Below are 12,653 nucleotides of genomic sequence, written 5' to 3'. Positions count from 1 at the left end.
GGTATGTGGCGACAGTGTAGCGCGCCGCCGCGTGCTCAGGCGGGCCAGCTGGGCGTGGCCGCCTCGCCCATCAGGTAGGCGTGATTGAGGTCGATGGCCGTGCGCAGGTAATTCCACAGGGCGCTGACCCGGGCGATGTTGCGCCGCTCGCTGGGCGAAATCATCCAGAAGGCGCGCGTCAGGTCGATCGCGCCGTCGAGCACGGGTACCAGCTCGTTCGACTGCTGGGCCACGAAGCAGGGCAGGATGGCCAGCGCCTGGCCCGCGCGCGCCGCGTGGTACTGGGCGATCACGCTGGTGCTGCGAAACGCGCGCAGCGAGTCGGGCGCCACATTGTCCATGTAGCGCAGCTCCGCGCTGAAGACCAGGTCGTCCACGTAGCCGATGATCGGGTGCTGCGCCAGCTGCGCCACGCTGGTGATGGGCGCGTGGCGCGCCAGGTAGGCTGGCGTGGCGTACAGTTTGAGCCGGTAGTCGGACAGCTTGGTCACCACATACGGTCCGGACAGGGGGCGCTCGATGGAAATGGCCACGTCCGCCTCGCGCTTGGACAGGCTGACGAAACGGGGCACGGCGATCAGGTCCACGCTGATGTGCGGGTACCTGCCGCAAAACTGTGCCAGGTGGGGCGCCAGCACGATGGCGCCGAAGCCTTCGGTGGCGCCCAGGCGCACCTGGCCCGACAACAGGCGATTGTGTTCGCCCAGCTCTTCGGTGGCGGCAAACACCGTGCTTTCCATCGTTTCCGCGTATTCCATCAGGCGGTGGCCTTCGGGCGTCAGCTGGTAGCCCACGTAGTTGCGGTCGAACAGCTGCGTGCCCACCTGTTCCTCGAACTTGCGCATGCGCCGCGACACGGTGGAATGGTCGATGCCCAGCTTTTTCGCCGCATCGACGAGACCGGCGCTGCGCGTCAGTTCCAGGAAGACCCGTACATTGTCCCAATCGAGCACTTTGTTCTCCTTGTGCATTTTTGCAAAGGAATTATGCATTAATTTCACTTGAGCGCATATTTTTACACATGCAGAATGCAGATATACATATAAGAAAAACCCTTACCCCTCAGGAGACACCGCATGAAAAAGACCGTTCTGGCCATGGGCGCGCTGGCGCTTTCCCTGTCTTTCACCGGCGCGCACGCGCAGATTTCCGATGGCGTCGTCAAGATCGGCATCCTGACCGACATGTCCGGCCCGTATTCGGCCATGGGCGGGCGCGGCTCCGTCGTCGCCAGCCAGATGGCCGTCGAGGATTGCCTGAAGGCCGAATGCAAGGGCATGAAGATCGAGATCCTGTCGGCCGACCACTTGAACAAGGCCGACATCGCCGCCTCCAAGGCGCGCGAATGGATAGACCGCGACAAGGTCGATGCCATCGCCGACCTCACCAACTCGTCCGTGGCCCTGTCCGTGCAAAAGCTGATGAAGGAGAAGGGCGGCATCGCCATGTTCAGCGGCCCGGCCACGGGGCGGCTGACGAACGAGGATTGCTCGCCGAACGGCTTCCATTGGATGTTCGACACGTATTCGCAGGCGGCCGGCACGGCGGCGGCGCTGACCAAGCTGGGACAGAAATCGTGGTACTTCGTCACCGTCGATTATGCGTTCGGCCATTCGCTGGAAAAGGATGCCAGCGATGTCGTCAAGCGTAATGGCGGCACCGTGGTGGGCGCCGTGCGCCATCCGCTGAACGCATCCGATTTTTCGTCCTTCCTGGTGCAGGCGCAGGGCTCGAAGGCGCAGGTGATCGGCCTGGCCAACGGCGGTGCCGACACGGTGTCGGCCATCAAGCAGGCGCGCGAATTTCGCATCGGCAGCGGCAAGGACCAGCGCCTGGCCGCCTTGCTCGTGTTCCTGTCCGACGTGCACGCGCTGGGCCTGGACACGGCCCAGGGCCTCGTCTACGCGGACGGTTTTTACTGGGATTACGATGACCGCAGCCGCGCGTTTGCCAAACGCTTCGAGGCCCTCAACAAGGGCGCCAAGCCGACCATGGTGCAGGCGGGCGTGTATTCGAGCGTCTACCACTACCTGAAATCGGTGGCGGCCGCAAAGAGCGACGACTCGAAGATCGTCGCCCAGAAGATGCGCGAACTGCCCATCAAGGATGCCGTCATGAACAATGCCTCGATCCGCCCCGACGGCCGCGTGATCCACGATATGTACCTGGTGCAGGTCAAAACCCCGGCCGAATCGAAGGGCGCATGGGACTACCTGAAAGTGCTGTCCACCATCCCTGCCGACCAGGCGTTCAAGCCGATGGATGCGGCGGCGTGCAACCTGGTCAAGAAGTAATTCAAGATAAACCCGAAGGGCAAATACTGGGGCTGGACCCTCAGGGGGGATTTCCCCCAATGGGGAAAATCCCGATTCCGAAGGAACTGACCCCGGCAGTTTCGACTTTGGGGTGAATTCAACCAATACCGACATCATGGAGTCTCAAAAAATGAACCAAGCCCTCACCCAAGTCCCCGCCGTCCCCCTGCATATCGGCGGCAAGCACCACGCCTCGACCAGCACGGAATGGCGCGACGTCGTCAACCCGGCCACGCAGGAACTCGTCGCCAGGGTGCCGTTTTCCACGCCCGATGAAGTGAACCTGGCCGTCGCCACGGCCAAGGAAGCGTTCAAGACCTGGCGCAATACCCCGCTGGCGGCGCGCATGCGCATCATGCTCAAGTACCAGCACCTGATCCGCGAAAACATAGGCGCCCTGGCCGAACTGATCACGCGCGAGCACGGCAAGACCCTGCCCGACGCGGAAGGGGAAGTGATGCGGGGCCTGGAAGTGGTGGAGCACGCGTGCTCGATCGCCACCCTGCAGCTGGGCGAGATCGCGGAAAACGCGGCCAATGGCGTCGATGTCTACAATATCTATCAGCCGCTGGGCGTGGGCGCCGGCATCACGGCATTCAACTTCCCCGTCATGCTGCCGTGCTTCATGTTCCCCATCGCTATCGCCTGCGGCAATACCTTCGTGCTGAAACCGTCGGAACAGGACCCATCCTCGACCATGTACCTGGTCGAGCTGATGTACCAGGCGGGCTTGCCGGCCGGCGTGCTGAACGTCGTGCATGGCGGCGCCGACGTCGTCAACATGCTGTGCGACCATCCCGACATCAAGGCCGTGTCCTTCATCGGCTCCACCCACGTGGGCACGCATGTGTACCGCCGCGCCAGCGAATCGGGCAAGCGCGCGCAATCGATGATGGGCGCGAAAAACCATTGCGTCGTGCTGGCCGACGCCAACAAGGAACAGGCGATCAATAACCTGATCGGCGCCGCGTTCGGCGCGGCCGGCCAGCGCTGCATGGCCAATTCCGTCGTCGTGCTGGTGGGCGAGGCCCGTTCCTGGCTGCCGGAAATCGTCGCCCGCTCGCAGGCCCTGAAAGTGGGGCCGGGCAGCGACCGCGAGGCGGACCTGGGGCCGATGGTCTCGAAAGCAGCCATGCAGCGCGCGGAAAAGCTGATCCAGGCGGGCGTGGACGAAGGCGCGCAGCTGCTGCTCGACGGCCGCGGCCACAAGGTGGCCGGCTACGAAGGCGGCAACTTCATGGGGCCGACGATCTTCTCCAAGGTGGAAGCATCGAACTCCGTCTACACGCAGGAAATCTTCGGCCCCGCCATGTGCGTCGTGGAGACGGATACGCTGGACCAGGCCATCGCCTTCATCAACGCCAACCCGAACGGCAACGGCACCTCGATCTTCACCTCGTCCGGCTGGGCAGGGCGCAAGTTCCAGAACGAGATCGACGTGGGCCAGGTGGGCATCAACGTGGCCATCCCCGTGCCCGTCGCCTATTTCAGCTTCACGGGATCGCGCGCGTCGAAACTGGGCGATTTGGGCCCGAACGGCAAGCAGGCCTTGTACTTCTGGACGCAGACCAAGACCGTCACGGCGCGCTGGTTCGCCCCGGACGATGGCGGCAGCGGCGTCAATACCACCATCTCGATGAAATAAGGGGCGGCGATGAGCACAAACATCGTTTTCATCGGCCTGGGCAACATGGGCTTGCCCATGGCGCAAAACCTCGTGCGGGCCGGCCATGCGGTGACGGGTTTTGATTTGGTGCCGGCCAGCGTGCAGCAGTTTGCCGACGGCGGCGGCCTCGTGTCCGATGACCAGGCGGCGGCGATCCGGGCCGCCGACATCGTCATCACCATGCTGCCGGCCAGCCGCCACGTGCTGGGTGCTTATTTGGGTAACCCTTTGGGCGAGACGGGCATCCTGGCGCAGGCGCGGCCCGGCACCCTGCTGATCGACTGCTCGACGATTTCCACCGAGGCGGCGCGCCAGGTGGGTCGCGCCGCGCAGGACAAGGGCTTGCCCATGCTGGACGCGCCCGTGTCGGGCGGCACGGCGGGGGCCACCAACGGCACCCTGACCTTCATGGTGGGCGGCGAAGCATCGGCGCTGGACTCGGCGCGGCCCTATCTGGAAATCATGGGCAAGGCCATCTTCCACGCGGGCGGTTCAGGCTGCGGGCAGACGGTCAAGATCTGCAACAACATGCTGCTGGGGATACTGATGATCGGCACCAGCGAAGCGATACGCCTGGGCGTGGCCAATGGCCTGGACCCGAAGGTGGTGTCGGACGTGATGGCGAAAAGCTCGGGCCGCAACTGGACCCTGGAGGTGTACAACCCGTGCCCCGGCGTGGCCGAGAACGTGCCCGCGTCGCGCGGCTACACGGGCGGCTTCGGCGTCGACCTGATGCTCAAGGACCTGGGCCTGGCCGTGGAAAGCGCGCTGGCCAGCGGGGCGAGCGTGCCGCTGGGTGCCTTGTCGCGCAATCTGTACAGCTTGCACAGCAAGGCGGGGTCGGGCGCGCTGGATTTTTCCAGCATCTATCAGCTGCTGGGCGAGAAGGCGTAAGGCTTAAGGCTGCTGGGCCTGCAGGGCGGCTAATTCCGCCTTGGCTTTTTCCAGCTTGCCTTCCAGCTTGGCGATCTTCTTCGGCTCTTTATTGGCTTCCTGGGCCAGGCGCAGCGAACGCTCCGTCTGGTTCACCTTGGCCTGCGCCTTGACGATTTTCTTGTTGTGGCGCTCGACCAGGGTACTGTCGCGGCAGTGGGCGTTGACTTCGTCGAGCGCGCGCGTGAGGCCCGCGACCTTGTCGGACAGGCCCTGTTCCTGCGCCTGGCGCAATTCGCTGCGGATGCCTTCGCGCTTTGCGGCGCAGCCCGTCAGCTGGGTGTCGGCGGCGCTGGCGCCGCCGCTGGCGGCGAGGGCGACGAGCAAGGTCAAGGCGGTTTTCGATAGGCGGTTCATGGCATTCCTGTGTAAGTGGTGGGCTCGTGCAATGTAAGCCTGCCAGCGTGCGCTGTCAAACTTCCCGTGCAGTGCGCGCCTGTCTGGCATGGCATCGGCTACCATGCGTGTTTTCTTCTTCCCGATACCTTCGCATGCCCAAGAAATTTCTTTTGCTGATTCCTTTCCTGCTGCCGTTGCCGCTCCTGGCCCAGACCTCGCCCACCTTGCTCGACCTGCAGCTGCTCGCCATCAAGGTCAGGGCTGAGGCGGCTAGCCATAGCCCGGAAAGCATCGCCGAATTTGCCGAGACCCGGCGCGTGGCGGAAACGGGCGACGTGGAGGCGCAGCTGCAACTGGCGCGCATGCTGCAGCTGGGCGTCGGCACGCCGCAGGACACGGCGCAGTCGATGGCCTGGATACGCAAGTCGGCCGAAGGCGGCTATGCGCCTGCGCAGGCGGCCATGGGAGTGGCCTACACCTTGGGCGGCAAGGTACCCATCGACCGCGTGCAGGGCGAATACTGGCTGCGCAAGGGCGTGGCGCAGGGCGACGCAGAGGCGCAAACCATCCTGGCGATGGAATTCATCGATGGCGGCAGCAGTGCCGAAGAGCAGGCGCTGGCCATCACCTGGCTGAAGGCGGCGGCGAACGAGCAGCACTTTGTGCCCGCCTACAATGCGCTGGGCGAGCACCTGATGCGCGCGGCCGTCGATGAACAGGACCGCGGCGAGGCTTTCCACTGGTATTACAGGTCGGCGCGTGAAAAGGAGCCGGCCGGTATGCGCAACCTGGCCCGCGCACATGAGCTGGGCCTGGGCGTGGCGCAGTCGGACAAGTGGGCCCTGGTCTGGTACGAGCGGGCCGGATGGAGCGGCGACCTGCCCGCCATGCGGCGCATGATCGAGGTGTATGTCAAGGGCGAACTGGGAGAACAGGCGAGTGCCGAAGACGCCGCCGAATGGCGCGATAAACTGGCAGAGGCAGTGGCAGAGGCAGAAAAGAAATGAAGACCATCCTGTTTGTATTGAGCCTGGCCCTGGCGCAGCCCGTGCTGGCGCAGCCGGCGTCCACCAGCGAACCGCGCCAGCATCCGGCGCTGGTCGAATTCGATATGTCCGGCCTCGATGACATGCGCGCGCGCGTGCAGGCCGTGATCGACCGCCCGGCCGACATGTCGCCGGACAAGGTCGCCGCTTTCGACAAGGCGCGCCGCGCGGCGGAAGGGGGCGATACGGCCGCCCAGCTGGAACTGTCGCAGATGCTGCACGAGGGCGTGGGCACGCCGCGCGACCGCGACCGGGGCCTGGCGTGGCTGAAGAAGGCGGCCGAAGGCGGCAACGGTCCCGCGCAAGCCTTCCTGGGCGTCGCCTATACGCTTGGCCAGGGCATGGCAGTGGACCGCAAGCTTGGCGAATACTGGTCGCGCAAGGGCGCCGCGCAAGGCGTGGAACTGGCCAATTTCACGGTGGCCCAGCACTTTGAGAATATCCACAGCAGCGCGGAAGAACAGGCGCACGCGCTGCACTGGCTGAAATATTATGCGGAAAACGGCTTCATCCCTGCCTACAATGAAATCGGCTACCGCCTGATGATGATGGCGCAGGACGAGGCGCAGCGCAAGGAAGCATTCACCTGGTACATGAAGGCGGCCAAGGCGCTCGATCCCTCCGGCTTGAACAATGTGGCGTATGCGTATGAAGTGGGGCGGGGCGCGCCGCAGAGCGACGAGGCGGCCCTGGGCTGGTACGAGATGGCGGCCATCGCCAAAAGCCCGCCGGGCCAGACGGGTTTTGCGCGCCTGCTGGAACAGGGGCGTGGCGGAGCGACGCGGCAAGGGCCGGCGCCCAAGCCCTTCGAGTTGTACCTGCTGGCGGCGAAGCAGGGCGACGCGGAAGCCATCGAGCGGCTCGTCAAGGTGTACGATAAGGGCGAGCTGGGACAGCAGGCCAGCCCCATGCGCGCGGCGCTGTGGCGGGAAAAACTGCGGGAGAGCAAAGTCCCCTGATAGACCGAGACGGCGCGAAAACGGCATGCTATCATCATTGTTATCGATAACAATATCATGAGAGACCCATGAATCCCGATTTCCGCTCCAGGGACATGCTCGAAAAGCATATCCTGCACACGATGCACTTTTATCACCCGCGCGCTGTTGACCCGAGCGGCGGCTTCTATCACTTTTTCCGCGACGACGGCACCGTGTACGACGCCAGCACGCGCCACCTGGTCAGCAGCACGCGCTTCATCTTCAACTACGCCATGGCATACCGCCATTTCGGCGGTGACGATTACCAGGCGGCCCTGCGCCACGGCGTGGCCTTCTTGCGCGATGCGCACCGCGACCCGGCCACGGGCGGCTACGCCTGGCAACTGAAGTGGCAAGACGGCGTCAAGACGGTGGAAGACGGCGCCAACCACTGCTACGGCCTGGCCTTCGTGCTGCTCGCGTATGCGCATGCCTTGCAAGCTGGCGTGACGGAAGCGCACGCCTACCTGGATGAAACCTTCGAATTGATGGAGCAGCGTTTCTGGCTGCCCGAACACGGCCTGTACGCGGACGTGGCCAGCGCCGACTGGGTCACGCTGGACGGCTACCGGGGCCAGAACGCCAATATGCATGCCTGCGAAGCGATGCTGGCCGCTTTTGAGGCGACGGGCGAGGCGCGCTACCTGCACCGCGCGGAAACCCTGGCGCACAACATCACCGTGCGCCAGGCAGGTCTGGCGAACGGCATGATCTGGGAGCACTACAAACCCGACTGGTCGATCGACTGGGAATACAATCTGCACGACAAGAGCAATATCTTCCGTCCTTGGGGCTACCAGCCGGGCCACTTCACGGAATGGGCCAAGCTGCTGCTGATCATGGCGCGCCACAGCCGGTTCATGGCCGGTCCGTCGGACTGGCTGCTGCCCCGTGCGCGCGCCCTGTACGACACGGCGCTGGCCAAGGCCTGGGATGGCGCGCATGGCGGCATCCATTACGGTTTCGGTCCGCAGGACGAGATCTGCGACGGCGACAAATACTTCTGGGTGCAGGCGGAAAGCTTTGCCGCTGCCGCCGTGCTGGCCGCGCGCACGGGCGACGACGCCTACTGGCTCAGCTACGACAAGATCTGGGATTACAGCTGGCGGCACTTCGTCGACCATGAACACGGCGCCTGGTACCGCATCCTCACGCCCGGGAACCAGAAAATCAGCGACGAGAAAAGCCCGGCCGGCAAGGTCGATTACCACACCATGGGCGCCTGCTATGAAGTGCTGAACGTGATCGGCGGTGCCGCATGAACGGCGTTTTCCCCACTTTTGTATCGGCCGGCGAAGCGCTGACGGACATGCTGCGCACGGGCGCCGACTCCTGGAGCAGCCAGGTGGGCGGCTCGACCTGGAACGTGGCGCGCGTGATGGCGCGCCTGGGCGTGCCCAGCGCCTTTGCCGGTGCCGTCAGCCGCGACGTGTTCGGCGATGCGCTGGCCGCTGCCACCGAAGCGGCAGGCCTGGACATGCGCTTTTTGCAGCGCCAGGCGAAGTCGCCGCTGCTGGCCATCGTGCATGAACTGCATCCGCCCACCTATTACTTCATCGGCGACGACAGCGCCGACCTGCATTTCGACGCGGCGCAGCTGCCGGGCGGCTGGATGCAGGGGGCGCAATGGGCGCACTTCGGCGGCATCAGCCTGGCGCGCGAACCGCTGGCGGGCAAGCTGGTGGCGCTGGCGCAGGAACTGAAGGCGGCGGGCGTGAAGATCAGCTACGACCCGAATTTCCGCGTCATGATGGACGAGCGCTACGACGCCACCCTGCGCTGCATGGTGGCGCTGGCCGACGTGGTGAAAGTGTCGGACGAAGACCTGGCGGGCCTGTTTCGCCACGACGACATCGATGGCGCGTTTGGCGTGCTGCGCGGCTGGAATCCGCAAGCCACCTATTTGTATACGCGTGGCGCGCAGGGCGCTGCCCTGTATCAGGGCGAGCACACATGGCAGGCGGCACCGCCTGCCATCGAGGTGGTCGATTCGGTGGGCGCGGGCGACGCCAGCATCGGCGGCTTGCTGTACAGCCTGATGTACCGGCCCGATGCGGGCGGCGGCCAGCACTTGCGCTTTGCCGTCGCGGCCGGGGCGGGCGCCTGCCTGGCGGCCGGCGGTTCACCCCCATCGGTGGAACTGGTGGAGTCGCTGGCGGCGCGCACGGTGGTGCGCCAGCAGTAGCAGTTCTGCGGTCAATGCCGGGCTCAGAGCCGGCGGGTCTACGCCTGCGTAACGGGGCCCGTCGACGCCCGCGCCATCAGGGTGTACGCCATCAGATGATGCGTGGCGGGCGCCGTTTCCCCGCTGCGGCGCTGGCGGATCTCGTCGATGACGAGATTGACGGCGGCGCGCGCCATGTCGGCGATGGGCTGGTGGATCGTGGTCAGCTCGGGCCACACGGTGGTGGCCACGGGCGTGTCGTCGAAGCCGCACACGCTGACGTCCTGCGGCACCTGCAAGCCCATGCCGTGCGCCACTGCCAGGGTGGCGGCGGCCATGTCGTCGTTGCTGGCGAAGATGGCGCTGGGGTGCGGTGCTTGCGCCAGCAGCTGGCGCGCCGCATCGAGCCCCGAACGGTAGGTGAAGTAGCCTTGCACCACCCGGTGCGGCGGCACCTGCAGGCCCGCTTCCCGCATGCCGTCCTCGAAGGCCTGGCGGCGCAGCAGGGCGGGCGTGTGTTCCGGGTCGCCCTCGATGAAGCCGATGTCGCGGTGGCCCAGTGCGAGCAGATGGCGCGTCATGGCCAGCGCGCCTTCGTAATCGTCGATGCGCACGGCCGAGACGCCGGGCGAGGGGCGCGCCGTGGCCACGGCGATGGCGGGGATGCCCATGCCGTTCAGCTGGGCCAGCACTTCCGGCGAATCGCACAGGGGCGGCGGCACGAGGATGCCGTCCACGCCGGCCGCCACCAGGCAGTCGATGGCGGTGCGCTGGCTGGCCAGGTCGCCGCAGCGCTCGAGCAGCAGCTGGCCGCCGCCCTGGCGGCACTGGTCCATGGCGCCAACTAAAAATTCGCTGAGGAAGGCCGCGCTGGGGTTGCTGTACAGCAGGCCGATGCGCAGGGTGCCCGTGCGGGCGGCGCGGGCCGCCAGGTTGGGCTGGTAGCGCAGGGCGGCAATCGCCGCCTCGACCTTGTCGCGCGTGGCCGTGCTGACGCTGGCGCGCCCGTTGATCACGCGCGACACTGTCATGGCCGATACGCCGGCCATGCGCGCCACGTCGTGCACGGTGGCGCCGCTGGCGGCATCCAATGCGGCCTGGGCCGCCTTATTCGAGGTGGCCACCGAATTTCAGCTTGCCGCTGATGCGCATGCCGTGCAGTTGTCCCTCTTCCAGCTCGGCGGCGCTGGTGCGCTGCGCCGTGTCGCGCCGCGCCAGGCCCACCGACAGGATATCGAGCATCATCAGCTGCAGCAGGCGCACGATCATGGGCACGAAATTGAGGTTGCCTTCCGGGTGGTTCAGGGTCAGCAGCACGTCGGCCAGCTTGGCCAGCGGCGAACCGCTGGCCGTAATCGCCAGCACGCGCGCGCCGCAGCCCTGCGCCACCTTGACGGTGCGCAGCAGCTCGGGCAGGGCGCCCGAACGGGAAATGACCAGCGCCACGTCGCCCGGCTTGAGCATGGCGGCGCTCATTTCCTGCGCCTGCGGATCGGCAAAGAAGCTGCTGACGATGCCCAGGTTGAGCAGCTTGTGCTGCATGTCGTCGGCCACCACGCGGGCGCTGCCCACGGCCAGCAATTCCACGCGCTGCGCGCCGCGCAGCAGTTCGATGGCGGCCGTCAGCGCCTTCACGTCGAGCATGTCGCGCATGGCCAGCGCGGCCGAGGCGTTGTTGCCCAGTACCTTGCGCGCCAGTTCCGCATCGGAGTCCGAAATCTCCACATGGCAGTGCGCCACCGTGATGGCGCCGCCCGTCAGGCCGGAGGCCAGCTTCAGCTTGAAATCGGCCAGGCCCTGCACGCCGATCGAGCGGCAAAAGCGCATCACGGTCGGCTGGCTCACGCCCACCCGCTGGGCGATTTCGGCGATCGGCAGGGTCAGCATGGCGTTCGGCTCCTTCAGGACCCAGTCGGCCACCTTGCATTCCGAAGGGCTCATGCGTCCGCGAGCCTGGCGCACGGATTCGAGCACGGGCGCGCCGGAATGGGCGCGCTTGAGCTTTTGCGCCAGGATGGCGGCGATGCCCAGGAACGTGGGCAGTTCGGCCGTGATCAAAAAGGTGGGGATCTGCGCCAGGTATTCGTTCAGGCGGCCCTTTTGCTCGAAGCGGGCACGGAACTGCGACTGTTCGAACAGGGGGCCCAGGCGCGGCACGATGCCGCCGCCTATATAGATGCCGCCCAGCGCGCCCAGGGTCATGGCCACGTTGCCGGCGATGGAGCCGAGGATGGCGCAGAAGCAGTCCACCGCTTCGATGCACACGTCGCATTCGTTGTTCAGGGCGCGGCTGGTGATTTCGGCCGCCAGCAGCGGCAGCGCATCGGGCTTGCCGGCGCGTTCGGACAGGGCGCGGTAGATCAGTTCCAGCCCCCGTCCGGAGGCGAGCCGTTCGGCCGAGACGTGCGACAGTTCGCGCCAGGCGAAGGACAGCACGTCCATCTCGCGCTGGTCGCACGGGGCGAAGCTGACGTGGCCCCCTTCGCTGCCCAGTGCGATCCAGCGGTCTTCCGCGGGGATCATGCCCGACACGCCCAGGCCCGTGCCCGAACCGAGCAGGCCGATGACGCTGTCGGCGCGCGCCATGCCGCCGCCGATCTGCAGGCGCTGGTCGGGCCGCAGGTAGGGCAGGGCCATGGCCAGCGCCGTGAAGTCGTTCACGACGAGCAAGGTATCGAGGCCCAGCGCTTCGCGCATGGCTTCGATCGAGAAGAACCAGTGATGGTTCATCATGCGGATATTGTCGTCGTCGATGGGATTGGCGATGGCGATGGCGGCATGGCGCACGCGCGCCGAACCGGCGGCGCGCGCCTCGCTGCTATCGATATAGGCGGTGATGGCGTCGAGCAGCGAAGCGTAGTCGTCGCAGGGCAGCACGGCCACCGCTTCCAGGTGGCCCTGGCGCGTTTCGAGCACGAAGCGGGCATTGGTGCCGCCGATGTCTGCCAGCAGGCGCGGCCCATCACTGAAACGCTCCGCCGGATCGCTGCCTGCTACTTCCATTTTTTCATCAATTTTCATGGCGGTGCTTAGTCTCGTCTGCGTGCGCTGTCGTGGCGGCGCACTGTCGTTATGGGCAAAAACCAAGGATTTTAATTCGTATACGTGCCGCGTGCCGAAAAATGCGGGATGCCTGCGCAATTGCTTGTCCAGCGTGCCAGAAAGGGTGGCGTCAGCGGGAAAAAACAGGGCAGTCAACGCGCATCTCGG

At 65.7% G+C, this 12,653-nt stretch carries 11 protein-coding genes; 7 read left to right on the top strand and 4 right to left on the bottom strand.

The window, feature by feature from the left end:
- Window positions 1–35 precede the first annotated feature (35 nt).
- On the bottom strand, window positions 36–953 hold the full coding sequence (locus VPH41_RS15715; RefSeq protein WP_328571230.1) for a LysR family transcriptional regulator: 918 nt from the start codon (window positions 951–953) through the stop codon (window positions 36–38).
- A gap of 144 nt (window positions 954–1,097) precedes the next feature.
- On the opposite strand from VPH41_RS15715, the gene VPH41_RS15710 reads away from it, so the two are divergent.
- The 3 genes from VPH41_RS15710 (at window position 1,098) to mmsB (ending at window position 4,875) form a co-directional block, all read left to right on the top strand.
- Window positions 1,098–2,294, top strand: coding sequence for an ABC transporter substrate-binding protein (locus VPH41_RS15710; RefSeq protein ID WP_442906293.1), 1,197 nt, complete (start codon window positions 1,098–1,100; stop codon window positions 2,292–2,294).
- Window positions 2,295–2,445: 151 nt separating this feature from the next.
- On the top strand, window positions 2,446–3,960 hold the full coding sequence (locus VPH41_RS15705) for a CoA-acylating methylmalonate-semialdehyde dehydrogenase (RefSeq protein WP_328570718.1): 1,515 nt from the start codon (window positions 2,446–2,448) through the stop codon (window positions 3,958–3,960).
- A 9-nt stretch (window positions 3,961–3,969) separates the two neighbouring features.
- Window positions 3,970–4,875 (top strand): 3-hydroxyisobutyrate dehydrogenase, encoded by a 906-nt coding sequence (gene mmsB, locus VPH41_RS15700; RefSeq protein ID WP_328570717.1) that lies wholly within the window; start codon window positions 3,970–3,972, stop codon window positions 4,873–4,875.
- 3 nt (window positions 4,876–4,878) lie between these two features.
- Here mmsB and VPH41_RS15695 read toward each other — a convergent pair whose 3' ends face one another.
- Window positions 4,879–5,271 carry a DUF1090 family protein gene (locus tag VPH41_RS15695; RefSeq protein ID WP_193317509.1) on the bottom strand — a complete coding sequence of 131 codons (393 nt, stop codon included), beginning with the start codon at window positions 5,269–5,271 and terminating at the stop codon, window positions 4,879–4,881.
- 152 nt (window positions 5,272–5,423) lie between these two features.
- Here VPH41_RS15695 and VPH41_RS15690 point away from each other — a divergent pair, with 152 nt between their 5' ends.
- From VPH41_RS15690 to VPH41_RS15675, 4 genes are all read left to right on the top strand, one after another.
- Entirely contained in the window at window positions 5,424–6,260 is an 837-nt protein-coding gene (locus VPH41_RS15690; protein ID WP_328570716.1) for a tetratricopeptide repeat protein, read from the top strand.
- Window positions 6,257–7,258 carry a tetratricopeptide repeat protein gene (locus VPH41_RS15685; RefSeq protein WP_328570715.1) on the top strand — a complete coding sequence of 334 codons (1,002 nt, stop codon included), beginning with the start codon at window positions 6,257–6,259 and terminating at the stop codon, window positions 7,256–7,258. Before VPH41_RS15690 ends, VPH41_RS15685 begins: the two co-directional genes overlap by 4 nt.
- A 68-nt stretch (window positions 7,259–7,326) precedes the next feature.
- Window positions 7,327–8,541: an AGE family epimerase/isomerase gene (locus VPH41_RS15680; RefSeq protein ID WP_328570714.1), complete on the top strand. Its 1,215-nt coding sequence runs from the start codon at window positions 7,327–7,329 to the stop codon at window positions 8,539–8,541.
- On the top strand, window positions 8,538–9,464 hold the full coding sequence (locus VPH41_RS15675; protein WP_328570713.1) for a carbohydrate kinase family protein: 927 nt from the start codon (window positions 8,538–8,540) through the stop codon (window positions 9,462–9,464). Before VPH41_RS15680 ends, VPH41_RS15675 begins: the two co-directional genes overlap by 4 nt.
- A 38-nt stretch (window positions 9,465–9,502) precedes the next feature.
- On the opposite strand, the gene VPH41_RS15670 is transcribed toward VPH41_RS15675, so the two are convergent.
- Both VPH41_RS15670 and VPH41_RS15665 read right to left on the bottom strand, forming a co-directional pair.
- Window positions 9,503–10,567 carry a LacI family DNA-binding transcriptional regulator gene (locus VPH41_RS15670; RefSeq protein ID WP_328570712.1) on the bottom strand — a complete coding sequence of 355 codons (1,065 nt, stop codon included), beginning with the start codon at window positions 10,565–10,567 and terminating at the stop codon, window positions 9,503–9,505.
- On the bottom strand, window positions 10,551–12,464 hold the full coding sequence (locus VPH41_RS15665) for a glucokinase (protein ID WP_152255201.1): 1,914 nt from the start codon (window positions 12,462–12,464) through the stop codon (window positions 10,551–10,553). The genes VPH41_RS15670 and VPH41_RS15665 overlap by 17 nt, the downstream gene beginning before the upstream one ends.
- Between the last annotated feature and the right edge of the window lie 189 nt (window positions 12,465–12,653).

This window comes from Janthinobacterium sp. P210006, from assembly GCF_036231885.1.
Taxonomy (GTDB): Bacteria; Pseudomonadota; Gammaproteobacteria; order Burkholderiales; family Burkholderiaceae_D; genus Janthinobacterium; species Janthinobacterium violaceinigrum.
Note: the sequence above shows the minus strand (reverse complement) of the source record. Positions and strands in the feature narration are given on the sequence as shown.

What these genes read in the sequence shown, in the direction of transcription:
- VPH41_RS15710 (WP_442906293.1), top strand. Translation starts at nt 1,098, where the DNA reads ATGGGCGCGCTGGCGCTTTCCCTGTCTTTCACCGGCGCGCACGCGCAG.
- VPH41_RS15705 (WP_328570718.1), top strand. Translation starts at nt 2,446, where the DNA reads ATGAACCAAGCCCTCACCCAAGTCCCCGCCGTCCCCCTGCATATCGGC.
- mmsB (WP_328570717.1), top strand. Translation starts at nt 3,970, where the DNA reads ATGAGCACAAACATCGTTTTCATCGGCCTGGGCAACATGGGCTTGCCC.
- VPH41_RS15695 (WP_193317509.1), bottom strand. Translation starts at nt 5,271, where the DNA reads ATGAACCGCCTATCGAAAACCGCCTTGACCTTGCTCGTCGCCCTCGCC.
- VPH41_RS15685 (WP_328570715.1), top strand. Translation starts at nt 6,257, where the DNA reads ATGAAGACCATCCTGTTTGTATTGAGCCTGGCCCTGGCGCAGCCCGTG.
- VPH41_RS15680 (WP_328570714.1), top strand. Translation starts at nt 7,327, where the DNA reads ATGAATCCCGATTTCCGCTCCAGGGACATGCTCGAAAAGCATATCCTG.
- VPH41_RS15675 (WP_328570713.1), top strand. Translation starts at nt 8,538, where the DNA reads ATGAACGGCGTTTTCCCCACTTTTGTATCGGCCGGCGAAGCGCTGACG.
- VPH41_RS15665 (WP_152255201.1), bottom strand. Translation starts at nt 12,464, where the DNA reads ATGAAAATTGATGAAAAAATGGAAGTAGCAGGCAGCGATCCGGCGGAG.